Genomic DNA, 22,300 nt, shown 5'->3' on the forward strand with positions numbered 1-22,300 from the left:
CCGGACCCGCAACCGGCCGCTACCGTGCTGCCACCTCAATCGATCGTCAGGACCACCTTGCCGCGCCCGTGCCGGGACTCCACGGCGGCGTGCGCGTCGGCCACCCGCTCCCAGGGGTAGGCCCGGATCGGCATCCGCAGGCCCGGGATCGCGATCACCTCGGCGAGCCGCTGCGGCGACCGTCCCGCGCGCACCACCCGGGCGCCGTGCTCGGCGGCCGCCTCGTCGTCGGCGATCGTGCCGATCCGCTCCGGCGCGACGCCGAGCTCCACCGACCGGGCGATCGCCTCGCCGCCTGCGGCGTCGAGGGCGACGGTGGGTTTCAGGCCGGTGGCACGCACCGCTTCGACCAGACCATCTCCGTACGCGACCGGCACCGCACCCAGCTCGCGCAGATATTCGTGGTTGCCCTCGGAGGCGGTGCCGACGACGGTGGCGCCGATCCGGCGGGCCAGCTGCGTGGCGATCGTGCCGACGCTGCCGGCCGCGGCGTGCAGCAGCAGGACGTCGTCCGGCCGGAGCTCCAGCTCGGCGAGGGCGCCGCTCGCCGTCTGCGAGGCGGCGACCAGCCCGGCGGCCGTGGCGAAGTCCAGGTGCTCCGGCTTCGCGACGACGTTCCCGGCCTCGGCGGTGAGGTATTCGGCGGTGGCGTCGAGCATGGTCGAGCCGAGGACGGGCGTGCCGGCCGGCAGATCACCGGCGACCACGACGCCGGCGTACTCCTGGCCGATCTGCTGCGGGAACCGCGCCCGCACCCACGGCATCCGCCCGGTCCGCACCGCGACGTCGAAGGGCTGCACCCCGGCGGCGTGCACCCGGACGAGGACCTCGCCCGGTCCGGGCTCGGGGTCGGGCAGATCGGCGATGCGCAGGACGCCGGGCGGGCCGTACCGGTCGAAGACGACAGCTCTCATGCGACCACCCTGCAAGCTGAACTCCAGTTGAGGTCAAGCGTTCTGCACGCGGCCTCGCCGAGGGTGTGTGCATGACTGCTGAAGCTCTGGGAGAGCGACTCTTCGGCGCCCTGATCGGCGCCCTGGAACTGTGCACCGTCGAGGTCGGCCGGGAGCTCGGCCTCTACGCCGCCCTGCGGGACGGCCCGCTCACCGCCGCCGAGCTGGCCAAGGCGGCCGGCATCGACGAACGCTACGCGCGGGAGTGGCTGGAACAGCAGGCCGCGGCCGGGTTCCTGACCGTCTCCGGGACGGCCTTCGCGCTCGTACCCGGCGCCTCCGACGTCCTGCTCGACGAGGGCGGCCCGGCGTACGCGGGTGCGGCCGGCCAGTTCGCCGTGGGCGTCGCCCTGCTCACCCCGCGCGTGATCGAGGCGTTCCGCACCGGCGAGGGCGTCCCGTACTCCGAATACGCCCACGTCCGCCACGGCATCGCCGGCTTCAACCGGCCGATGTTCGACCACCTGCTCACCACGACGTGGATCCCGGCCGTGCCCGCGATCGAGTCCGCGCTCCGCTCCGGCGGCGCCGTGCTCGACCTGGGATGCGGCATGGGCTACTCGTCGGTGGCGCTGGCTCTGGCCTATCCGGCGATCACCGTACGCGGGGCCGACCTCGACGAGCACTCGATCGTCGCGGCCCGCGAGGTGGCCGCCGCGGCCGGCGTCGCCGACCGGGTGAGCTTCACGGTGGCCGACGCCGCGTCGGTGGACGGTGATTACGACCTGATCACCGTCTTCGAGGCTCTGCACGACATGGGCGACCCGGTGGGGGTGCTGGCCAACGCGCGTACGCTGCTGCGCCCCGGCGGCAGCGTCCTCGTCGCCGACGAGCGGGTGTCCGACGAGTTCACCGCGCCGGCCGGGGAGGTGGAGCGCCTCCAGTACGCGTTCAGCGTCCTGCACTGCCTGCCGGCCACCAGGGCCGAGAACCCGGTGATCGCCAACGGCACGATCCTCCGCGCCCCGACGCTGCTCGGCTGGGCCCGCGACGCCGGCTTCCCGGCCCCCGAGGTGCTCGGCATCGACAACGAGTTCTGGCGTTTCTACCGGCTGCGGTGAGGTTCGGGGTTGCGCGGGGTGTGGTGGGGCGGCCTACCGTCGAGGCGTGTTGATCCGGGTGCTGGGCCCCTTCGAAGTGGAGGGTGCCGACGGGCCGGTCGTCCCGGCCGGCGCGTCGCAGCGTGCCGTGCTCGCGTTGCTGGCCCTGCGGGCGGGCCGCCCGGTCGGGGTGACCGAGCTGATCGACGCCCTCTGGCCGGACGACCCGCCGCCGTCCGCCCGCAACACGCTCCAGTCCCATGTGGCCCGTCTCCGCGCCCGGCTCGGCGTGCCCGGCCTGATCACCCACGAGCCGGCCGGCTACTGCCTCCACCTGCCCCGCGCCGCGGTCGACGCCCTCCACTTCGAATCCCTCCTCCGGCCTCTCCTCCGCGAACCGGCGGCCGTCTCGGTGGGGGACATTTCGGACACGGGTGTGGCGGAAGCCTTGGCGCTGTGGCGGGGGAGTCCATTGCCGGAGTTCCCCGGCGAGCCCTTCCGTGCCATGGCCGCCCGCCTGACCACCCTTCATCGCACCGCGCTGGTGCGGCACGCCCGCGCGCTCGACCCCATGGCCGCCGTCGATCTGCTGCGCGAACACGCCGGCGCCGACCCCTGCTGGGAGGAGGGAACCCTGTCCCTGGCCGGCGCCCTGGCCGCCGCCGGATGCCGCGCCGAGGCCCTCGAAGCCCTCCGCCACCACGCCGAAGCCATGGTCGATCGGCTGGGCCTGGACCCGTCCCCTCGGGTCCGCGACCTGCAGCAGTCCCTCCTCCGGTCCACGAGCGCCCCCGCCCCACCCGATATTTCTGATTCATCGGATAAGGGAAGCGATGGGGCGAGGGTCGTCGCATGGGCGCCCCGTGGTTGGGGTGAGGGGGCCGGCCGCGGGACGGACGGCGTACCGATGAGGTTCTCGTCCTTTCTGGGCAGGGAGAGTGAGCGGCGGCAGCTGGAAGGACTTCTCGCCGAGCCGGGCCTCACCACCGTCGTGGGACCCGGTGGGGTGGGGAAGACGCGGCTCGTGGCCGAGACGGTGCGGGCGGCGGCAGCGGGCGGGGTGGCCTGGATCGACGCCGCCGATGTGCGGGAAGGGGACTTCCTCGAAGCGGTGGCGGTCGGGGTGGGGGCCCGGATGGCGCCGCACGACGACCGGATGCGGGTGATCGCCTCGGCGGCGGCCCGGTATCCGATCGTGGTGCTCGACAACTGTGAGCATCTGATCGAGACGGCTACGGCGCTGGTCGGGGCGTTGCGCGGGATCCGGGTGGTGGTCACCAGCCAGGAGAGTCTGCGGGCTGACGGGGAGCGGATCCTGCGGCTCGGGCCGCTGAGCGCGGAGGCGGCGGCGCGGCTGTTCTGCGAGCGGGCGCGGGTGGGGCCGTCGCCGGTGGTCGGGGAGATCGTCGAGCGGCTGGATCTGCTGCCCCTCGCGATCGAACTGGCGGCGGTGCAGGCGGGCGCTCTCGGCGTGGAGGAACTGGCGGTACGGCTCGACGACCGGCTCGACCTGCTCGATCGCGGGGAGCGCGGCGCGGATCCGCGGCACCGGACGCTGCGGGCCGTCGTGGAGTGGTCGTTCGGGCTGCTCGATCCGGCGTCCGGCCGGCTGCTGCGGCGGCTCGCCGTGTTCGCCGGCGGGTTCACGGTGGCGGCCGCCGAGGCGGTGGCGGCCGACGAGTGGCTGCCCCGGTCGCGGGTGGCCGGGCTGCTCGCCGGGCTGGTGGACCGTTCGCTGGTGGTCCGGCACGGCCGGGGGCGGTTCCGGCTGCTGGAGACGGTTCGGGCATACGCGCTGGAACAGCCGGCCGGCGGCCGGCACGCGGCCTCCGAGGTGGCCGAGGCGGAACGGCGGCACGCGGCGGCCATGGCCGCCGCGGCCGAGGAGCTCGCCCTGCGCATGCGGGGGCCGGATCAGGCTTCTTCGGTACGGGAGACCGACGCCCTCCTGCCCGATCTCCGCCTCGCGTGGCAACGGGGTGATGCGGCCGTCCGCACCCGGCTGGCCGCGGCGATGTACCGCTACGGGTATCGGTGTCAGCAGTACGAGGTCTTGGCGTGGGGGCAGTTCGTTCCGGATATTTCCGAAATATACCCCGGGCGATCGGATGCCCTCGCCGCCGCCGCCACCCACGCCTGGGGCCGCGGCGATCTCGCCGAGGCCCGCGCCCTGGCCGGCTTGGCCGACCCGCCCGGCGCACCCGCCCACGAGGTCCTCGGCGACGTGGCCCTGGTCGAGTGCGACGCCGAGACCGCGCTGGAGCACTACCGCGCCATGACCGGCGACCCGGTGACCCGCGTCTCCGGGCTGGTCGGCGAGGCCCTGGTGCTGGCGTGGTCGGGCCGGGCGGCCGCCGGCGTGGAGGCGGCCACGGCGGCCGTCGCCCTCGCCGACAGCACCGGCAACCCGGGCGCGATGGCCGAGGCCCGGTACGGCCTGGGCGAGGCTCTCGGCGACGTCGACCCGCCGCGGGCCCTCGACCTGCTGGCCGAGGCGGCGCGGCTGGCCGCCTCGGTCGACGACCGGCTCTTCCAGGCCGCGTCCGGCTCGGCGGCGGTGGCGATCCGCAGCCGGCACGGCGATCCGGCCCTCGCGCTGGCGTCGTTCCGGGACGTGCTGCGGCTCTGGCGCCGGGCCGGCAACGACACCCTGCAGGCCGCCGCGCTGCGCAACCTCATGGTGCTGCTGGTCCGCGTCGGGCAGGACGAGGCGGCGATGCTGCTCGACGCGGCGCTGCCGGAGGCGACCGTCTACCCGGCCGAGCAGGCGCGGCTCGACCGGGCCCGCACGGCCGCCCGGGAACGGCTCGGCCCGCGGCGATCCGGTGAGATCGCCGAGCGTGGCGCCCTGATCGGCACGGCCCGCGCGACCGGGGAGGCGGCGACCGCCATCGAAGCGGCGCTGACCAAGGGCCGTGGTTGACAGACCGCCGGGCGCCGGCTCGATACGGTTATCGCGTGTCTCAGATCCCTTGGTGGGGACTCCCCCTGGTGGCCGTCGTGTTCGCCCTTGCCGGGGCCGCGGCCGCGCACCTCGCCGCCTCCCGGAACAACGCATCCCTGAGCCGGCGACGCCGGACCCGGCAGTGGTACGACGAGCGCAAGGCGGCGTACGTCCAGCTGCTCTCGGCGTTCGAGCGGGCCACCTATCGGCTGCGCGCCGCGTACGACTCGGGTGACAAGCCGCCGAGCGCGCTCACGTACATGGACGAGATCGGGCCGGCGCTCATGCCGGTCCGGCTGCTCGCGTCCGGGCCGGTCCGCTCGGCCGCGCTCGCCGTCCACCTCCAGCTGGAACGCCTGCACGGCGAGATGAACCCGGCCGCGGTGGTCGGCGTCGAGCCGCGCACCCACTTCCGGGAGCTGCTCGCCCAGGTGCCGCTCGTGATGCAGCAGTTCGAGGCGGCGATCCGGGAGGAGCTGGAGATCAAGGATGCGCCGCCGGCGGACGTGCCCGCCCTGAACGGGGTGCGGCGCAAGCAATCTTCAAGCTGAGCCCGCCGTTTGGCAGGATCGGGGGGTGACCGATCAACGCGCACCCCTCGATCCCGTGTCCGCCTCCATCGCCGACGCCGGCCTCGTCGCCATCCTGCGCGCGCCCACCGCCGCGAGCTTCGCCGCGGTGGCCGACGTGCTGGTCGCGGCGGGCGTCACCGCTCTCGAGATCACGCTCACCTCGCAGGGCGCGCTCGAGGCGATCGCCGGCCTGTGCCGCCAGCTGCCGGATACCGTACGCGTCGGCGCCGGCACGGTCCTCACCGACGACGACGCGAAGGCGGCCGTCGACGCCGGGGCCTCGTTCCTCGTCTCGCCGGCCTCGGTCCCGATCACGGCCGGCGTCCCGTTCTATCCGGGCACGTTCAGCCCGACCGAGGTCCTCACGGCGCACCGGGCCGGAGCGCCGCTGATCAAGCTGTTCCCGGCCGGCGGGCTCGGGCCCGGCTATCTGAAGGACCTGCGGGGACCGCTCCCCGGCGTCCGCATCCTCCCGACCGGCGGCATCGGCCTCGACGACATCGCGAAGTGGCTGGAGGCCGGCGCCGTGGCGGTCGGCGTCGGCGGCCCGCTGATCGGCGACGCCGCGACCGGTGGCAGCCTCACGGCGCTCGCCGCCCGCGCCCGGCACGCCGTCGACGCCGTGAAGTACGCCCGCTCATGACCGCCTCCCTGCTGACCTTCGGCGAGTCGATGGGCATCTTCGTGGCGGACGGGATCGGCACCCTCGACGCGGCCCGCGGCTTCACCCTCGGGGTGGCCGGCGCGGAGAGCAACGTGGCGATCGGCGTGGCGCGTCTCGGCGGCGACGCCACCTGGCTGGGACGCCTCGGCCAGGATGCGACGGGGTCGCTCATCGCGACCCGCTTGCGCTCCTTCGGCGTACGGGTGGTGGCCGTGCCGGACGAGTCGTTCACCGGCTTGATGATCCGTTTCCAGCGGTCCACCCAGTTCATCCACGCCGACTACCACCGGGCCGGCAGCGCGGGTTCCCGCCTCACGCCCGCCGACGTGCCGGAGGCGGAGATCCGCGCGGCCGGGGTCCTGCACGTCACCGGGATCACGCCGGCCCTGAGCGACTCCTGCCGGGCGGCCGTCTTCGCCGCCGTGGAGACGGCCCGGTCGGCCGGGGTGACCGTGTCGGTGGACGTCAACTACCGGAGCAAGCTGTGGTCCCGCTTCGACGCGGCGCCGGTGCTGCGCGACCTGGTGAGCCGGGCCGACGTGGTGTTCGCCGGCCCGGACGAGGCGGCCCTCTTCGTGGACGACACCGACCCGGTGGACGGTCTGTCCAAACTGGGCCCGGGCGAGGTCGTCGTGAAGGACGGGGCGCGCGGATGCGCCGCCCTGATCGAAGGCGCCCGCCACGCGGTGCCGGCCCTGTCCGTCACGGCCATCGACCCGGTCGGGGCCGGCGACGCGTTCGTGGCCGGCTACCTCGCGGACCGGCTGGCCGGGGCGGCCCCGCTGGACCGGCTGCGCACCGCGATCGAGGCGGGCGCGTTCGCGGTCACCGTCCCCGGCGACTGCGAGGGCCTGCCCACCCGGGCCGACCTGACGTCGCTGTCCGGAAACGACATCAACCGGTAGAGGTGTTTCGGCGGCCGGAGGCCCGGGTACCGACATGTGCAGCGGCAAATTCATCTATGTGAGGAGGCCGTGATGCAACCGACGCCGTTCACCCCGTGGACCTGGCGCGAACCGGAACCGGCGGGCAGCACCACCGACCCGGCCGTGGTGGAGAGCGCCGAAGATTTCGGGTCGGCCGGCGTGGACCTGGTCGGGTTCAAGGTCGAGGCGACCGACGGTCACATCGGCTCCATCGATCAGGCCAGCTATGACGTCGGCAGCGCGTACCTCGTGGTCGACACCGGACCGTGGATCTTCGGACGGAAGGTGCTCCTCCCGGCCGGCACGGTGCAGACCGTCGACCGCAACGAGCGGAAGGTGTACGTCGACCGTACGAAGGAGCAGATCAAGGACTCTCCGGAGTACGACAAGGACACCTTCGAGACGCCGGAGTACCGGGAGCAGGTCGGTGACTACTACACCGGCAGCTACCGCGACTACCCGCGCTGACCGCCATTGACCGCCGCCCCGCCCGTAACCCCCACGGGCGGGGCGGCGTACATCTGTGCCCCCCCTTTTCCGCCCCCTCACCTCCCGCCCCCTCCCACTCCCCGATCTTGTTGATCGGGGCGGGCCCGTTCCCGCGCAGATCATCAAGATCGCGGGAGAGCAGGGGTAGGGGGCGAGGCAGCGTTCGTCCGGCGCCCTCTCCCTCCCGATCTTGTTGATCGGGGCAGGGCCGCTCCTGTGCGGATCATCAAGATCGCGGGAAAGAGGGGGCGTCCAGGTAGTCGGCCAGGCGGGCCGCACCGGTGAGCATCAGGCGCGCCCGCTCGTTCAGGCGCTGCTGCCACTCGGCCAGCGAGGACGCCAGCGGCTCGGGACCGCCCGCCGAGCGCACCTGCCGGACCACCGCGGCTATGTGGCTGAGCGGGTAGCCGCCCCGGCGCAGCAGATGGGCCAGCTCGGCGTCGCGCACGTCGGACGGTGAGTAGACCCGGGCCGTACGGTCGCGGGCCGGCGCGAGGATCCCGACGCTCTCCCATTTGCGCAGCGTGGCCGGGGTGACCCCGAGCCGGTGGGCCAGCAGCCCGACGGTGACCGGGCCGCGGCCGGGATCGGTCGGTTCCGGTGGCGCGGCGGTCAGCATCCCGACGGCCGACGCCACCGAGGCCAGCGTCGAGCGGTCGCGGTGAAGCTGCACATGTGCTTCGTCGATCAGCACGAGCGCTGCCGGGATCTCGCCGGCGTTCACCGATCTCATGACCCCGCCGGCCGTGCGGTAGCCGTACCCCTGGACAAGCGCGACATAAGCGCCCAGCGCGCCCACATGATGGTCGGTGTAGCGCCGATAGCCGGTGGCCGAGCGCGCGGCGGGCGGCAGGAAACCGTCGCGCTCGTAGTTGCGCACCGCCTGCGCGGAGAGGCCGTGGGCCTTACCCAGATCTGCCGGCCTGTAGACCCGCGTTTGAGACTTCACCCGGACCTCCTCGGCTCAACTCTCCCAAGGTGATTCAACGATACGGTTGAAGTCATGGATGTGCTCACCCTCCTCGCGTCGCGGACGCCGCGGCTGCTGGCGCTGGGCGAACCCGCCCACGTCGAGCCCGCGTTCCCGCGCCTGCGCAACGAGATCTTCGACGTCCTGGCCGGCCACGGATTCCGCTCCATCGCGATCGAGTCGGACCGGGTGGCCGGTCTGGCGGTCGACGACTACGTGCGGGGGCGCACCGACGAGGTCGACTTCGCGACCGGTTTCAGCCATGGCCTGGGATACCTCGCCGGCAACCGGGAGCTGGTCGCGTGGATGCGCGCCCGCGGCGATCTCGCCTTCCACGGCTTCGACGCGCCGATCGAGATGATCTCGGCGGCGAGCCCCGGCCCCTATCTGCGGCAGGTCCGCGACTACCTCGGTGTTCCCGCCGATGACCTGGACCGGCTGGTGGGTGACGACGCCCGCTGGAGCGACACGGCGTCCATCATGGACCCGGCGCGATCGCCCGGCCGGTCACCCTCGGCTGCCGCGCTGCGAGCGCTTGCCGACGATTTCAACACCGCCCTGTACGCCGGCGCGCCCGAGTTGATCGCGCACACGTCGACGACCGATTGGTATCAGGCCAGGACTCGGCTTGTGGCCGCCCTGGGCCTGCTGCGGTACCACGCGGCGGCCGCCGATCCACTGCCCGAGGAGCAGCGGGTCGCCCGCCTCCTCGGCGTCCGTGATGCGCTCATGGCCCAGAACCTCCTGGAGATCGTCGAGCAGAGTCCCGGCCCGGTGCTCGTCTTCGCCCACAACCGTCACCTGCAACGTCATCCGAGCCGCTGGCGGCTGGCCGGCATGGACCTCGAGTGGCGCAGCGCCGGCTCGATCGTGGATTCGCTGCTCGGGGACGGCTACCTCTTCGTGGCCGGCAGCCTCGGCGAGAGCCCGGCCCTCGGCCTCGCCCGTCCGGAACCGGGCTCGTTCGAGGAGTCCCTGCCCGGCGGCCTGGCCTCTCCTTGCGGCGTGCGTGGCAGCGAGAGGGTGACGGACGAGCCGCGGTACTTCCCGCTCGACGCCGGTACGGTCGCCGGCGCCGACGCGATCCTGCACGTCGCGGTCGGCGACGACCCGGCCGGAGAACTCGCGGCGCGGATCCTCGCACTGCCGGGCGTCGCCATGACCCGGATCGAGCCGGACTCCGGGATGCCCGACTACACCTGGGGCGACCGGTTCTTCTTCGCCGGGGAGGACCGGATGCGGCCGTTCGCCACGATCGTCGGCCACGACGTGCCCGGCTTCGACGAGGAGTCGCGGCTCGATCGGCCCTACGCCTATCGTCTCAACGTCGAGCTGGGCCGCTCGGAATTCCGGCGGATGTTCGGCTACGGCCCGGAAGGCCTGGCCGAGCGGCGTTCCGGCATCGACTTCACCGCGAGCGACACGTTCATGCCGCACCCGGCCTACGGCGTCCAGGGCTGGGGTTGCGTCGTCAACCCCGGCCCCGCCACGGCCCCGGAGATCGAGCGCCTCCTGGCCCACGCCCGAGCCCGTTCAGCCGCCCGCGCGCGCTGACCCCTCATCCCCTTCTCGATCTTGTTGATGCGGCCCGCCCTGTTCCCGCACGAATCAACAAGATCGAGCTGCTCGCCCTCCCCCTCGCTCTTCCTCCCCGCGATCTTGTGGATGTGGCCGGCTCCGTTCCCGCACGAATCAACAAGATCGAGCTGTTCGCCCTCCCCTCGCTCGCCCTCCCCGCGATCTTGTGAATGTGGCCGGGCCCGTTCCTGCGCGGATCAACAAGATCGAGGAGGCGGAGGGAGCGAGGTCAAGGGTGGGCGTGACCGGATCGGTCCGGGGTGGGGCTTGATGGTGTCTTCTCGCGCGGCGTGGAGCGGCGTTGGATTGGGGCATGACCAAGGCGCTCATCGTGATCGACGTGCAGGAATCGTTCCGGGCTCGGCCGCTGTGGCGGACCACCGACAACCAGGATGTGGCGGAGCAGGCCGGCCGTCTGGTGGACCACGCGCGGGCCGCCGGTGACCTGGTGATCTGGGTGGTGCACGAGGAGCCGGGCACCGGCAACACCTTCGACCCGGTGAACGGATTCGTCCGGGTGATGGACGAGCTGAAGCCGGCCGCCGACGAGCCGTTGCTGGTGAAGAGGGTGCACAACGCGTTCACCGGCACCGATCTGCAGCACCGTCTCACGGTCGCCGGTGTTCGCTCGGTGACCGTGTGCGGCCTGCGCACCGAGCAGTGCGTGGAGACGACCGCGCGGGTGGCGTCCGACCTCGGCTACGACGTCACGTTCGCGATCGACGCGACCGCTACCAACCCGATCCCGCACCCGGACGCCCCGGCCGGCCAGACCGTCGAGGAGTTGCTGGCCGACCCGCGTACGCTGTCCGCAGCGGACGTGTCGGCCCGGACCGTGTACGCGCTGGCGGGCCGGTTCGCCACCGTCAAGACCGTCGCGGAGATCATCGGTGAGTGACCGGATCGTGAGCCCAAAAGAGTGAGCCCAAAAGAGTGATCCCAAATTAGTGAGCTCAAAAAAGTGAGCCCAGAGAAGTGAGCAGAGTGGTTTTCGTGCTCACCCCTCAGGTGCACCTGCTCGACCTGGCGGGCCCGGCGCAGGTCTTCTCGACCACGCCGGGCTACGAGCTGTTCTACGTGGCCGAGGCGTCGCCGGTGCCGACCTGGCAGGGGGTCGCGCTGCACGCCGCGACGGAGTGGCCCAACCTGGGCCCCGACGATCTCGTTCTGGTGCCGGGCTGGCGGGACGGATACGGATATTTCAGCGAAAATGCCCTCAAGAAGATAAGCGCCCACCACGCCGACGGCGGAACCGTCGCCAGCGTCTGCTCCGGCGCTGACGCCCTCGGCCGCGCCGGACTCCTAACCGGCCGCCGCTGCACCACCCACCACGATCTCCAGGAGAGGCTGGCCGCCGCCTACCCGCGGGCGACCGTGCTGCGGGACGTCCTCTACGTCGCCGACGACCGCGTGGTCACCTCGGCCGGCATCGCGAGCGGCATCGACCTGGCGCTGCACCTGGTGGCGCTGCGGCACGGCCCGGCCGTCGCGGCCCGGACCGCCCGGGAGATGGTCGTCTATGCCCGGCGCAACGGCGACGACCAGCAGGAGAGCGCGATGCTGCGGCACCGGGCGCACCTGAGTGACGTGGTGCACCGGGTGCAGGACCGGATCGACGGCGCGTTCGCCGAGCCGTTGCCGCTCGGCGACCTCGCCGCCGCGGCCGGGGTGAGCGAGCGGACGCTGACCCGGCTCTTCACGGCGGCGACCGGGCAGACCCCGCTGCGCTACCAGCAGCAACTCCGGCTGGAGCGGGCCGAGCATCTCATCGGCCACGGGTCCACCGTGGAGTCGGCGGCCCGCGCCGTGGGATTCGGCGACGCCCGGATGTTGCGCAGGCTGCGCTCCCGTACCGTGGCCGGGTGATCTTGCAAAAAGGGCAGAGGGGCGTCCTCTTCGATCTCGACGGCACGCTCGGCGACCACGACGGCTCGGTCGCGGCGGCGCTGAACGGCTGGCTGCCGTCGATCGGGGCGGCCTACACGCCGGAGATCCACGCGCTCTGGGACGAGATCGCCGAGCGCCACCTCGCCACCTGGCGGCGCCGCGAGATCGACTTCAGTGAGCAGCGCCGGCGGCGGCTCGCCGACTTCCTGCCGCACGTGGGGGTGGCGTACGAGGACGGCCTCTTCGCCGGCTATCTGACGCACTACGACGCCGGCTACCGGGCCTTCGACGACGCGGCCGCTGCGGTGGCCGCGGTTGCCGGGGCCGGCCTGGCGGTCGCGGTGCTGACCAACGGCAGCACGCGTCAGCAGCGCGGCAAGCTGGATCGGATGGGGCTGGGCCACATCGCAAACGTCTTCACTCCCGACGATCTCGGGGTCGCCAAGCCCGACCCGGACGCGTTCCGCCTCGCCTGCGAGCGGTGGGGGTTCGCGCCGGGTTCGGTGCTCAGCGTGGGCGACAATCACGCGTTCGACGTGCTGGCGGCGCGGGCCGCCGGTCTGCGGGCGGTGCACCTCGACCGGCCCGGGACGGGACCGGCCGGGGAGCAGCACCGCATCGGCACACTGAAAGAGATCAGCGCCTACTTGTAGGTGACGTTCGCGGTCGTGTACTTGCAGAAGGTGCCGTCCGGGCCGCTGCCGGTCTTGGTCGGCTCCTTGCCGGTCTTGTTGCCGGTGAAGCGGTCGCAGATCGAGATCTTCTTCTTGCTGTCGCCGACGACCGTGATGCCGGAGAGCGTGGCGGTGTCGCCGAAGTTGGTGTTGATGCCGACGATGCTCTTGCCGGGCGCGGTGACCGTCACGTTCTTCACGACGACGGTGCGCTTGTACTGGGTCGAGCAGTTGCCGCACGAGCGGTACAGCTTGCCGAAGTCCTCGACCTGGAAGCCGCTGATCGTCACGGTGCCGCCGCCGTTGTGCTGGAACACCTTGTCGTCGGCCGACTTGGCGCCGCCGCCGGTCACCGTGTACTTGGCGCTCGAGCCGCCCTTGAACGTGGCGGCGTCCTCGCCGACGTTCTCCCACCACACGTTCTGCAGCGTGCAGGAGCCCTTGCAGTGCACGCCGTCGGCGGCCGGGGCACCGATGATCACGTTTTTCAGCACGGCGCCGTCGGCGAGCACGAACAGCGGGTCCTGGCCCTCGTCCTGGGAGTCGCTGCCGAGGGCGCCGCTGCCGACGTACCGCTTGAGGCCGCCGTCGAGGGTGCCGGAGACCGCCTTGCTCGCGGTCAGCTTGACCGTGCCGGTGGCGCTCGGCCACGACGCGGCCGAGGCGCCCTGGGTGTAGACCACCGCGCCGAGTCCCAGTCCGGCCGCGGCCACCGCCACGATGCCGGCCCGCCACCGCTTCCGCAGATTGTTCAACACGATCAAGCCTTCCTTCGACGATGTTGTCGAAGGCTTAGTGATCGTCCACGGCCGAAAGGTTGCCCGGCACATCACGATCTTCGTCATCGGCCACGTCGCCGACTTCGACGATCAAGACCTCATGGGTACGGAGATAGTCCCGCGCGCCCCGGTCACCCACGGCGGTGGCGGCGACCCCGGCCCAGTGCTCGCGGCCGAGCAGCACCGGATGCCCGCGCCGCTCCCGGTATCCGCCCATGACCAGCGCCGCCGGTGACGCGTGAGCGGTGATCCGCCGGACCGCCTCGGCCGTGACCCCCGGCATGTCGACGAGCAGCACCACCGCGGCGGTGGCATCGGTCTCCTCCAGAGCCGTGAGACCGGTGCGCAGCGACGAACCCATGCCGGTCTGCCAATCCGGGTTGACCACTGTGTCCGGCAGATCGGCCGCCTTCGCCAGCACCTCGTCGGCGGCCGCGCCGAGGACCACGAGGACCCGGTCGCAGCCGGCGTCCCGCAGCGTCGCGGCGGCGTGGTCGGCGAGCAGGCGCCCCTCGTGCTCGACGAGCGCCTTCGGCATCCCGTACCGGCGTCCGGCGCCGGCGGCCAGCACCAGCCCCGCGACGCTCATCGCGGGACCGGCCCGCGGACGGCGGCCAGCACCGGCCCCGCGACGCTCATCGCCGGAGCAGCCCGCGGACGGCGGCCAGGGGCAGGGCCGTGCGCGGGTGGTAGGCGGCCCGCCACAGGCCACCGTGGGCGGCGCCCGCCGCCTCGTCCTTCCAGGCGGCGGTGTCGGCGGGCCGGGGGCGGCGGATCTGGTGCACCATCAATGCGGCCATGAGGCGGCTCGCGGTGGCCGGCTCGAAGATCTCGACGTCGAAGAGGTGCGCACCGGCGTAGGCCGCGGCGAGCAGCCGGTTGCTGATCACCGATCGGGTACGCGTCGGCGGCGCCACCGAGAAGCTGACCGTCCCGTCGCGCCGGGCCACGGTGGCCCGCCAGCGGTGGATGCGCTTCGCGAGGGCGTAGTTGGGGCCCTGCTGGGGCACGAGGCTGTCGTTGACGCCGGGCGCCACGTCGCAGGGGTAGTTCGGCCGCAGCAGCCGGCCGCCGGAGAGCGCCGCGCCGGCCCGGGCGCGGGCGGACCGGGCCGCGTATCGCTCCCGGCCCTGCGCCACGGCCTCGGCCGGTACGGCGTAGACGTCGGTCGGCGTGGCGAGGAAGGCGAGCGCCGTCTCCGGCCGCTGCTGGCGGACGTGCACCGAGAGCGCGTCGAGGGCGGCGGCGAGCCGGGGATAGGTGCCGCCCGGCGCGTAGACGTAGTTGCCGAGGATGAGCCGCTCGTCGAAGGAGAGCAGCCACTGCGCCACCGCCCCGAGGTCGCTGAGCAGGTCGGCGCCGGGCACCCCGGCGACCGGCTGCGGGATCGCCCCGGCGTCGGCGGCGTCCACCGGGTCGGCGACCGGGCCGGTCGTGGCGCCGAGCGGGGCGAGCAGCCGGCCGGCCGACTTCGAGGCCAGCGCGGCGGTCCGCTCCCACATGTCCGGGCGGGGCAGGTCGACGGCGAGGACCGTGCCGCCCCAGTGCAGGACGGACGCGAGCGGGCCCATCTCGGAGCCGGCGCCGAACGCGACGAGCCGCTGGTCGCTGAGGTCCAGCCAGTCCGGGTTGGCGATCACCTCGTGGACGGCGGTGGCGGCCGACTGCTCGATGGACCCGGCCGCCACCCACGCGTCGAGCTGCCGCTTCAGGGCGTCGCCGCTGAGGATCGAGCCCCGGAACGGCAGGGTCAGCTCCTTGGCCGCCACCCCGGTGCCGACCACCGAGACGGTCTCCAGCGGCCGGTCCGGCGCGGCCATCAGCGCCTGCGCCAGGGTGAACTCGCCGTCGTCGCGGCGGAACCGCATCCGCGCCTGCACCGAGGCCAGTCCGGCTTCGGCGATCTCGTACGCCTCGGCCCCGTCGCCGGAGAGCCCCGCCTCGACGAGCGCCCGGAAGTGCCGCAGGTAGCCGCGCCGCCAGTCGCTCTCCCGTTCGGCCGCGGCCGCGGCGGCCGGGTCGGCGGAGCGGAGCGCGTCGGCGACCACGGAGCGGCCGAAGGAGTTGCTGCTGCGCCGGCCTGACTCGTCGGCGGGGAAGTCGGTGCTGGGGGTCACCGCGCCAGTATGCGGCCTGGCGCCAAGGCCTCCTACCTGAGGAGGAGACGGTCTCCGACCACCGGCCGGAACTGCGGCCGCCGGTCGGGCGATCGGCGGCCGCCGCGGCGGGACGCTGCTCGCATGACAGCCATCGATCTGCCCGTTCGCAGCACCCCGGTGCGGTGGAACCGCGCGCTGCTCGTGCTCACCGCGGCGTCCGTCGTGCTCACCCTCGTGGCCGCCGTCGGGATCTTCGCCGACCCACGGATCCTGACCGGCGTCCCGATCTGGCTGAAGCCGTTCAAGTTCGCCGTCTCGTTCGTCGTCTACGGCTGGACGCTCGCCTGGATGCTGGCGATCCTGCCGCGCCGCAGCCGCCCCGCCGAGTGGGCCGGCTTCGTGATCCTCGGGGTCGCGGTGATCGAGCTGACCATCATCGTGACCCAGGTGATCCGGGGGCGGACCAGCCACTACAACGTCGCCACGCCGTTCGACGCGATCCTCTGGTCGGCCATGGGAACATCCATCATGGTCCTCTTCTTCGCGCACGTGGTGATCGCCGTGGTCGCCCTGCGGCAGCGGATCCCGGACCGGGCGGTGGCCTGGGCGATCCGGCTCGGCCTGCTGGTCTCGCTGCTCGGCATGGCGCTCGGCTTCCTGATGACCTCGCAGGGCGGTACGCCGGAGGCGATCGGCGCGCACTCGGTCGGCGTGCCGGACGGCGGGCCGGGCATGCCGGTCACCGGGTGGAGCACCACCGGCGGCGACCTGCGGATCGGCCACTTCGTCGGGTTGCACGCCCTGCAGGCGCTGCCGATCCTGGCCTTCCTGCTGAGCCGCTCGCGGCTGGCCGAGAGCGTGCGGAGGAACCTCGTGCTGATCGGGGGCGGTGCTTACGCCGTACTCGTGCTGCTCCTGACCTGGCAGGCCCTGCGTGCGCAACCGCTGCTGAAGCCGGACGCCACCACCCTGATCGCGTTCGCGGCCCTGGCCGCGGTGACGGCGGGAGCGAGCGCCCTGGTCGTCCGCCGATGACCGCCCTGCTCTTCGGCCTGACGTTCGCGCTGGCCGCGCCGTTCTGGGCGCTGATGATCCTGCTGCCGCGGTGGTCCTGGACGACCCGGATCGTCGGCTCCCCGCTGATCGTCCTGCCGATCGTGGCGATCTACGCGCTGCTGGTGATCCCGGCGTTCGGCGAGGTGCTGCCGGCCGTGGCGAACCCGACCCTGGACGGGGTGACCGCGCTGCTCGGCACCCCGGCCGGGGCGGCGGCCGGCTGGGCGCACATGATCGCCTTCGACCTCTTCGTCGGCCGATGGTGCTATCTGGACGGTCGCGAGCGCGGCATCTCGCCGTTCGTCATGGCGCCGATCCTGCTGCTCACGATCCTGCTCGGCCCGCTCGGCCTGGCCGCGTACCTCGGCGTCCGGAAAGCCCTAGGCTGACCGGCCATGGGCCGCCTCTTCGACGTGCGGGACACGTTCACCAGGATGCTGCTGCTGAACACGTCCGGCATCCTCTACCTGCTGCTGGCGCCCCGGCAGACCGGCGTCCCGGTGAGCGGCCTCCAGTGGGCGCTCGCCGTCGCGGCGTTCGCCTCCGGCCTGCTGCTGCACCGCCGCCCGCCGGTCAACCTGCTGGTGCAGACCACGCTCTTCGCGGTGGCGCTGCGGACCCTGGACGACGTCACGATCAACCAGGTGGGCACGGCGTGGACGCTCGGCGAGATGGCCGTCTGGGCGCCGCGCCGCCGCTGGCTGTGGGGGAGCGTCGGCATGGTCGCGGCCGTCTACCTGGTCTTCCACCGGTCCGGCTCGCTCACCGAGAACGTGGTCGGGCTCTGCATCAACCTCGGGCTGCCGGTGCTCATCGGCACTGTCGTCCGGACCACCCACGAGCTGGGCGTGCAGGCCGAGCGGCGGCTGGTGTCCGAGCAGCGGGCCGCGCGGGCCGACGAGCGCAGCGCCATCGCCCGGGAGCTGCACGACGTGGTCGCCCACCACGTCGCGTCGATGGTGCTGCGGGTGGGTGTGGCGCAACATGTCCTGCCGGGTCTCGACCCCAAGGTGGCCGCCGTCTTCGACGACGTCCACCGGACCGGCACCGCGGCCTTGGCGGATCTGCGGCGGCTGGTTGCCGTCCTGCGCGACCCCGAGGGCGTACGGGGTGACGCCGCCCTCACCGCGATCGACCCGTCGGCGCTGCCCGCGGCGCTGGACGGCGCCGTGGAGACGGCCCGGCGGGCCGGCGTGATCGTGGAGGCCGAGATCGATCCGGCGGTCGGCACGCTCGACGCGGTCCGCGGGCTGGCCGTGCTGCGGCTGACCCAGGAGGCGCTCACGAACGTGGCGAAGCACGCCGGCCCGGCCGCCCGCGCCCGCCTCACGATCACCCTGGACGGCGGCGATCTGAAATGGGAGGTCGTCGACGACGGCGGCGGTCAGGTGCGGGCCACGCCACCCGGTGGCGGGCACGGCCTGACCGGCATGAGAGAAAGGGTGGAGGTGCTCGGCGGCGTGCTGAGCGCCGGCCCGCACGGGAACGGCTGGCGGGTCGCGACGCGGTTGCCGGGGGAGACCAAGTGATCCGAGTGCTGCTCGTCGACGATCAGCAGCTGGTCCGGGCCGGTCTGCGGATGCTCTGCGACGCCGAGCCGGGCCTCGAGGTGGTCGGCGAGGCCGGCGACGGCCGGGCCGCGGTCGAGCTCGCCGCCCGCCTGACCCCGGACGTCATCGTGATGGACCTGCGGATGCCCGGCGTCGACGGGATCACCGCGACCAGCCGGATCGTCGGCGAGCGGCCGTCCGCGCGGGTCCTCGTGCTGACCACGTTCGGCGACGACGACCACCTCTACCCGGCGTTGCAGGCCGGGGCGTGCGGGTTCCTGCTCAAGGACGCGCCGCCGGCCGAGCTGCTCAACGGGATCCGGCAGGCCGCCGCCGGGGAGAGCCCGTACAGCCAGGAGGTGCTGCGCCGGCTCGTGCGCCGGGCCGTCGACACGAAGCCGGACCGCCCGCGCCGGGTGGACGGGCTGACCGGCCGGGAGCAGGAGGTGCTCGAGCTGGTCGGCGAGGGGCTGAGCAACGCCGAGATCGCCGAGCGGATGCACATCGGCGTGACCACCGTGAAGACGCACATCACCGCGCTGATGACGAAGACCGGCAGCCCGAACCGGGTACGGCTCGCCCTGCTCGCGGTCCGCACCTGAACCGCGCTCCGCGGGGCCCGGCCGGGCGGCGATGCCGGCCACGGTCTCCTGGACTCCCGTCTCACCAGTCGAGTGCGGCCGCGTACTTCTCCGCGATCGCGCCCGGCTCGGCCAGGTCGGCCTCGACCACCGGCAGGCCCGGCCGGACCGTGATGGCGCCGAGCTCGACGAGCAGCTGCCGCAGCAGGGCCTCGGCCGCGATGGCCTGCGGCGCCACCCCGGCGGTCACCACCGGCACCGCCAGCTTGCCGGCGAGGGCCCGGGCCGGAAGCTGGTCGAGCAGCACCTTGAGCACGCCGGTGTAGCTGCCCTTGTAGGTGGGCGTCGCGACCACCAGCAGGTTCGCCCCGGTGATCGCGGCGAGCGCGGCTTTCGTCGCGTCGTCGCCCGGGGTGAGCAGGCCGGCGCCGAGGCTGCCCACCTCGACGACTTCCGGTGGGGGTGCGCCGATCTCCTTCGCGATCGCCTCGCCGGCGGCCGTGGCCAGGGTGGAGGTCCGCGAGCCGGGACGGGGGTTGCCGGAGATCACGACGATTGCCGTCACGGGGTAGTCCTTTCGGCCGGATGAGATGCCCGCCACTCGAAGTGGTTGCCTATCTAACAGATAGGAAATGTATCCTTGGTGGGCGGCGAACCGCAATCGCCGCCCTGTCGCCGCCTCTGGAGGTTTCCGAGATGACCGCTCTCGCCGTCGCCCATCCGCACGCCACCTACCCCCGCCCGGTCCTGCTGCGGTCGGTGCCGCCGGCCCCCGTGGAGGCGGGGGAGGAGGAGCCGCCGGTCACCGTGACGATCAGCATCGGCGGCGGCGCGAGTGGCCGGGAGCGCGTGCTCGCCGCCCTGCGGGAGCTCGTCGACGCGGCCGGCCCGTCGGCGGCCGTCGAGCTGGACCCGGCCGCGGCCGCGCCGCGCGCCGACGGGGAGATCCGGCTCGACCCGCGGGCGCGCACCGCGTTCCGGGACGGCCGGCTGCTCGAGCTCAGCCGCCTCGAGTACGACCTGCTGCTCTTCCTGGCCCGCCACCCGCGTCAGGTGTTCAGCCGGGCGCAGCTGCTCACCCACGTGTGGGGTCACCGGCACACCACGAACCGGACCGTCGACGTGCACGTGAGCCGGCTGCGGACCAAGCTCGACGATCCCGAGCTGATCACCACGGTCTACGGGCTCGGCTACCGGCTCGCCGACGAGGCGCCCATCACCGTGGCCGACCGCTGATGCCGCCGGTTTCATTTTGTTCATAGCTCATTCATCCCGAAAGGGTCATAGGTTGGCGATATGCCTCGTTGTTTCCGCTGGCCGGGGACGTGTTGATCGCCGTTTCCAGATCAACTTCGAACCTTGCCTAAGCATTGATCACTTTAAATACTTGCGAGCACGGGTACGCCTGACCGGCGTGCCACCCCCTACCCGTCCCCCTGGGAGGAACCGTGCTCAACCCGAAGCTGCGCCGGCCGATCGTCGGCCTGGCCGTGGGCGTGCTCGTCGGCAGCGGGCTGGCCGCCATGCCCGGCACCGCCTCTGCCGCCCCCGCCGCGGGTGACTCGCTCTACGCGAAGTCCACGCTGGCCTCATCCCTCGACACCCGGCTCGGCACCCGTGACGCCGGGTCCTACCTCGACTCCGCCGGCAAGCTGGTCGTCAACGTGACCGACGCCGCGACCGCCGCCGAGGTGACCGCCGCCGGCGCCACCGCGCGGTACGTGACCCGCAGCGGCGCCACCCTGGCCGCGGCCGACTCCACCCTGAAGGCCGGCCTGAAGACCCCCGGCACGGCGTTCGCCGTCGACCCGGTCACCAACCAGGTCGTGGTCAGCGTCGACGAGTCGGTCACCGGCGCGAAGCTCGCCGCCGTGAAGGCGACCGTCGCGAAGCTCGGCGACACCGCCCGCTTGGAGACCGTCGCCGGCACGTTCAGCCTGCGGATCTCCGGCGGCGACGCCATCTACTCCGGCGGCGGCCGCTGCTCGCTCGGCTTCAACGTCCGCAACAGCGCCGGCACCAACTACTTCCTGACCGCCGGCCACTGCACGCGCGGCTCCTCGAGCTGGAACAACGGCTCGGTCACCCTCGGCACCACGGCCGGCAGCAGCTTCCCCGGCAACGACTACGGCATCGTCCGCTACACCAACACGAGCATCACGAAGACCGGTGGCGTCGGCACCTCGGTCGACATCACCTCGGCAGCCACCCCGGCCGTCGGCGCCACGGTCTACCGCCGCGGCTCCACCACCGGCACCCGCTCCGGCCGCGTCACCGCCCTCAACAGCACGGTGAACTACGCCGAGGGCTCGGTCTCCGGCCTCATCCGCACCACCGTCTGCGCCCAGCCGGGCGACAGCGGCGGCCCGCTCTACGCGGGCAGCACCGCGCTCGGCCTCACCTCGGGCGGCTCGGGCAACTGCACCTCGGGCGGAACCACGTACTTCCAGCCCGTGACCGAGGCCCTCAACGCCTACGGCGTGTCGGTCTTCTGATCGCAGGTCTCTCCGGCCCGGCGTCCGTTCACACGGACGCCGGGCTTTCCTCACGACTCGTTGACCCGCTCCTCGCCGCGGCGGCGGAGCATCTTCAGGCCCGGCAGGCCGGCGATCGCGAGGTGCAGGTCCTCGGTGACCTCGAGGAGCTTGTGCAGGTCGGGCCCGACCTGGTCGAGCTTGCTCAGCAGCGGCATCACGTCGTTGATCAGGTGCTGCTGCAGCTCGGGCAGCTGGTCGACCATCCGGATCGCGGCGGTCACCTCGTCCGGCGTCAGCTCGGAGACGAACCGGGCGGCGAGCGGGGCGGCCTGCCGCAGCGTCGGCGAGAACTCGCCGAGCAGCCCGTCGACCTCGCCGGCCACGCCGTCGGCGCGGGCCACCACGGCCCGGGCCCGCTCGGCCACCCCGGACGCCGTCGTCACGATCTCCCGCGCCTCACCGGTCAGCCCGGCGACCTCGCCGATGGCGTCCCGCGCGCCCGCGGTGATCGACGACACCTCGCCGATCGTGGCCCGGGCCTCGCCGGTGATCGACGAGACCTCGGTGATCGCGGTGGAGGCGGTGGCGGTGATGGACGAGACCTCGCCGACCGCCGTGGCCGCGTCGCCGACGATCACGCCGGCCGCCTCGGCGGTGACCGAGGCGCGGCGCACCACGTCGCCGGCCAGGGCCGAGATGGTCGTCGCCTCCTCGACCGTGAGGGCGGCCGCCGTCGCGATGGCCCGGGCCTCGGCGACCGTCGACTCGGCCGAGGAGGCGATCGCCGAGACGCGGGTGATCAGGTCTTCGGCCTGCGAGACGGCCAGGTTCACCCGGTTGACCAGGAGCTCGGCCTGGCTGATCAGGCCGACCGCGCGGACCGGGATGGTCGCCGCGGTCGCCGCCGTCTCGATCACCTGGCCGATCGCGGACCGGGTGAGGTCGGCGGCGGCCGCGGGTGCCGCGAACGCGGCGCGGGTCAGTGACGCGAGAAAGGCCATACCACCCATCATGCGCCAGGCACGCATCCGAGATCGGTGACGCACGGTGCGGGCGTCCTG

At 73.0% G+C, this 22,300-nt stretch carries 23 protein-coding genes; 16 read left to right on the forward strand and 7 right to left on the reverse strand.

Annotation, left to right across the window (positions count from 1 at the left end):
* Nucleotides 1-35: 35 nt before the first annotated feature.
* A complete protein-coding gene (locus AB0G10_RS05520; RefSeq protein WP_360916887.1) occupies nt 36-914 on the reverse strand; it encodes an NADP-dependent oxidoreductase in 879 nt (292 codons plus the stop codon).
* A gap of 71 nt (nt 915-985) precedes the next feature.
* Between AB0G10_RS05520 and AB0G10_RS05525 the strand changes: the two genes are divergently transcribed.
* From AB0G10_RS05525 to AB0G10_RS05550, 6 genes are all read left to right on the forward strand, one after another.
* The gene (locus tag AB0G10_RS05525) at nt 986-2,014 is read left to right on the forward strand and encodes a class I SAM-dependent methyltransferase (RefSeq protein WP_360916890.1); all 1,029 of its coding nucleotides are present in this window, start codon (nt 986-988) and stop codon (nt 2,012-2,014) included.
* 46 nt (nt 2,015-2,060) lie between these two features.
* A complete protein-coding gene (locus AB0G10_RS05530; RefSeq protein ID WP_360916893.1) occupies nt 2,061-4,916 on the forward strand; it encodes a BTAD domain-containing putative transcriptional regulator in 2,856 nt (951 codons plus the stop codon).
* A gap of 35 nt (nt 4,917-4,951) precedes the next feature.
* Nucleotides 4,952-5,488 carry a hypothetical protein gene (locus tag AB0G10_RS05535; RefSeq protein WP_360916896.1) on the forward strand — a complete coding sequence of 179 codons (537 nt, stop codon included), beginning with the start codon at nt 4,952-4,954 and terminating at the stop codon, nt 5,486-5,488.
* 25 nt (nt 5,489-5,513) lie between these two features.
* Nucleotides 5,514-6,152, forward strand: coding sequence for a bifunctional 4-hydroxy-2-oxoglutarate aldolase/2-dehydro-3-deoxy-phosphogluconate aldolase (locus AB0G10_RS05540; RefSeq protein WP_360916899.1), 639 nt, complete (start codon nt 5,514-5,516; stop codon nt 6,150-6,152).
* Nucleotides 6,149-7,078, forward strand: coding sequence for a sugar kinase (locus AB0G10_RS05545; protein ID WP_360916902.1), 930 nt, complete (start codon nt 6,149-6,151; stop codon nt 7,076-7,078). Before AB0G10_RS05540 ends, AB0G10_RS05545 begins: the two co-directional genes overlap by 4 nt.
* Before the next feature lie 72 nt (nt 7,079-7,150).
* Nucleotides 7,151-7,567 (forward strand): PRC-barrel domain-containing protein, encoded by a 417-nt coding sequence (locus AB0G10_RS05550; RefSeq protein ID WP_360916905.1) that lies wholly within the window; start codon nt 7,151-7,153, stop codon nt 7,565-7,567.
* Nucleotides 7,568-7,814: 247 nt separating this feature from the next.
* Here AB0G10_RS05550 and AB0G10_RS05555 read toward each other — a convergent pair whose 3' ends face one another.
* Nucleotides 7,815-8,537, reverse strand: coding sequence for a MerR family transcriptional regulator (locus tag AB0G10_RS05555; protein WP_360916908.1), 723 nt, complete (start codon nt 8,535-8,537; stop codon nt 7,815-7,817).
* Nucleotides 8,538-8,591: 54 nt separating this feature from the next.
* On the opposite strand from AB0G10_RS05555, the gene AB0G10_RS05560 reads away from it, so the two are divergent.
* The 4 genes from AB0G10_RS05560 to AB0G10_RS05575 all read left to right on the forward strand — a co-directional run bounded on the left by AB0G10_RS05560 (nt 8,592) and on the right by AB0G10_RS05575 (nt 12,676).
* Complete coding sequence (locus AB0G10_RS05560) at nt 8,592-10,112, forward strand: DUF6194 family protein (RefSeq protein ID WP_360916911.1); 1,521 nt, start codon at nt 8,592-8,594, stop codon at nt 10,110-10,112.
* Between the two features lie 337 nt (nt 10,113-10,449).
* On the forward strand, nt 10,450-11,034 hold the full coding sequence (locus tag AB0G10_RS05565; RefSeq protein ID WP_360916914.1) for an isochorismatase family protein: 585 nt from the start codon (nt 10,450-10,452) through the stop codon (nt 11,032-11,034).
* Between the two features lie 77 nt (nt 11,035-11,111).
* Complete coding sequence (locus AB0G10_RS05570; protein WP_360916917.1) at nt 11,112-12,002, forward strand: DJ-1/PfpI family protein; 891 nt, start codon at nt 11,112-11,114, stop codon at nt 12,000-12,002.
* Entirely contained in the window at nt 11,999-12,676 is a 678-nt protein-coding gene (locus AB0G10_RS05575; RefSeq protein ID WP_360916920.1) for an HAD family hydrolase, read from the forward strand. The genes AB0G10_RS05570 and AB0G10_RS05575 overlap by 4 nt, the downstream gene beginning before the upstream one ends.
* On the opposite strand, the gene AB0G10_RS05580 is transcribed toward AB0G10_RS05575, so the two are convergent.
* Genes AB0G10_RS05580 through AB0G10_RS05590 form a run of 3 tightly spaced genes read right to left on the reverse strand, consistent with a single transcriptional unit; the run spans nt 12,667 to nt 15,593 of the window.
* Entirely contained in the window at nt 12,667-13,455 is a 789-nt protein-coding gene (locus AB0G10_RS05580) for a pectate lyase (RefSeq protein ID WP_360916923.1), read from the reverse strand. The genes AB0G10_RS05575 and AB0G10_RS05580 overlap by 10 nt on opposite strands.
* A gap of 34 nt (nt 13,456-13,489) precedes the next feature.
* Nucleotides 13,490-14,065: a nucleotidyltransferase family protein gene (locus AB0G10_RS05585; RefSeq protein ID WP_360916925.1), complete on the reverse strand. Its 576-nt coding sequence runs from the start codon at nt 14,063-14,065 to the stop codon at nt 13,490-13,492.
* Nucleotides 14,066-14,111: 46 nt separating this feature from the next.
* The gene (locus AB0G10_RS05590; RefSeq protein ID WP_360916928.1) at nt 14,112-15,593 is read right to left on the reverse strand and encodes a hypothetical protein; all 1,482 of its coding nucleotides are present in this window, start codon (nt 15,591-15,593) and stop codon (nt 14,112-14,114) included.
* 123 nt (nt 15,594-15,716) lie between these two features.
* On the opposite strand from AB0G10_RS05590, the gene AB0G10_RS05595 reads away from it, so the two are divergent.
* From AB0G10_RS05595 to AB0G10_RS05610, 4 genes are read left to right on the forward strand one after another with little or no spacing between them, the layout of a single operon-like run.
* Nucleotides 15,717-16,610 carry a hypothetical protein gene (locus AB0G10_RS05595; protein ID WP_360916931.1) on the forward strand — a complete coding sequence of 298 codons (894 nt, stop codon included), beginning with the start codon at nt 15,717-15,719 and terminating at the stop codon, nt 16,608-16,610.
* Complete coding sequence (locus AB0G10_RS05600; RefSeq protein ID WP_360916934.1) at nt 16,607-17,020, forward strand: ABA4-like family protein; 414 nt, start codon at nt 16,607-16,609, stop codon at nt 17,018-17,020. Before AB0G10_RS05595 ends, AB0G10_RS05600 begins: the two co-directional genes overlap by 4 nt.
* Before the next feature lie 6 nt (nt 17,021-17,026).
* Nucleotides 17,027-18,160: a histidine kinase gene (locus AB0G10_RS05605; RefSeq protein ID WP_360916937.1), complete on the forward strand. Its 1,134-nt coding sequence runs from the start codon at nt 17,027-17,029 to the stop codon at nt 18,158-18,160.
* A complete protein-coding gene (locus tag AB0G10_RS05610; RefSeq protein WP_360916940.1) occupies nt 18,157-18,783 on the forward strand; it encodes a response regulator transcription factor in 627 nt (208 codons plus the stop codon). The genes AB0G10_RS05605 and AB0G10_RS05610 overlap by 4 nt, the downstream gene beginning before the upstream one ends.
* A gap of 61 nt (nt 18,784-18,844) precedes the next feature.
* On the opposite strand, the gene AB0G10_RS05615 is transcribed toward AB0G10_RS05610, so the two are convergent.
* A complete protein-coding gene (locus tag AB0G10_RS05615; protein WP_360916943.1) occupies nt 18,845-19,327 on the reverse strand; it encodes an NAD(P)H-dependent oxidoreductase in 483 nt (160 codons plus the stop codon).
* Between the two features lie 131 nt (nt 19,328-19,458).
* Here AB0G10_RS05615 and AB0G10_RS05620 point away from each other — a divergent pair, with 131 nt between their 5' ends.
* On the forward strand, nt 19,459-19,998 hold the full coding sequence (locus AB0G10_RS05620) for a winged helix-turn-helix domain-containing protein (protein ID WP_360916946.1): 540 nt from the start codon (nt 19,459-19,461) through the stop codon (nt 19,996-19,998).
* Between the two features lie 212 nt (nt 19,999-20,210).
* On the forward strand, nt 20,211-21,257 hold the full coding sequence (locus tag AB0G10_RS05625; RefSeq protein ID WP_360916949.1) for a S1 family peptidase: 1,047 nt from the start codon (nt 20,211-20,213) through the stop codon (nt 21,255-21,257).
* 50 nt (nt 21,258-21,307) lie between these two features.
* On the opposite strand, the gene AB0G10_RS05630 is transcribed toward AB0G10_RS05625, so the two are convergent.
* A complete protein-coding gene (locus AB0G10_RS05630; protein WP_360916952.1) occupies nt 21,308-22,240 on the reverse strand; it encodes a hypothetical protein in 933 nt (310 codons plus the stop codon).
* Nucleotides 22,241-22,300: the final 60 nt, after the last annotated feature.

It is taken from the genome of Actinoplanes sp. NPDC023714, from assembly GCF_040639855.1.
Taxonomy (GTDB): domain Bacteria; phylum Actinomycetota; class Actinomycetes; order Mycobacteriales; family Micromonosporaceae; genus Actinoplanes.

Excerpts from the sequence above, each read along its gene's own strand:
- AB0G10_RS05520 (WP_360916887.1), bottom strand. The coding sequence starts at position 914 with ATGAGAGCTGTCGTCTTCGACCGGTACGGCCCGCCCGGCGTCCTGCGC.
- AB0G10_RS05525 (WP_360916890.1), top strand. The coding sequence starts at position 986 with ATGACTGCTGAAGCTCTGGGAGAGCGACTCTTCGGCGCCCTGATCGGC.
- AB0G10_RS05545 (WP_360916902.1), top strand. The coding sequence starts at position 6,149 with ATGACCGCCTCCCTGCTGACCTTCGGCGAGTCGATGGGCATCTTCGTG.
- AB0G10_RS05550 (WP_360916905.1), top strand. The coding sequence starts at position 7,151 with ATGCAACCGACGCCGTTCACCCCGTGGACCTGGCGCGAACCGGAACCG.
- AB0G10_RS05560 (WP_360916911.1), top strand. The coding sequence starts at position 8,592 with ATGGATGTGCTCACCCTCCTCGCGTCGCGGACGCCGCGGCTGCTGGCG.
- AB0G10_RS05565 (WP_360916914.1), top strand. The coding sequence starts at position 10,450 with ATGACCAAGGCGCTCATCGTGATCGACGTGCAGGAATCGTTCCGGGCT.
- AB0G10_RS05585 (WP_360916925.1), bottom strand. The coding sequence starts at position 14,065 with ATGAGCGTCGCGGGGCTGGTGCTGGCCGCCGGCGCCGGACGCCGGTAC.
- AB0G10_RS05595 (WP_360916931.1), top strand. The coding sequence starts at position 15,717 with ATGACAGCCATCGATCTGCCCGTTCGCAGCACCCCGGTGCGGTGGAAC.
- AB0G10_RS05600 (WP_360916934.1), top strand. The coding sequence starts at position 16,607 with ATGACCGCCCTGCTCTTCGGCCTGACGTTCGCGCTGGCCGCGCCGTTC.
- AB0G10_RS05605 (WP_360916937.1), top strand. The coding sequence starts at position 17,027 with ATGGGCCGCCTCTTCGACGTGCGGGACACGTTCACCAGGATGCTGCTG.
- AB0G10_RS05620 (WP_360916946.1), top strand. The coding sequence starts at position 19,459 with ATGACCGCTCTCGCCGTCGCCCATCCGCACGCCACCTACCCCCGCCCG.
- AB0G10_RS05630 (WP_360916952.1), bottom strand. The coding sequence starts at position 22,240 with ATGGCCTTTCTCGCGTCACTGACCCGCGCCGCGTTCGCGGCACCCGCG.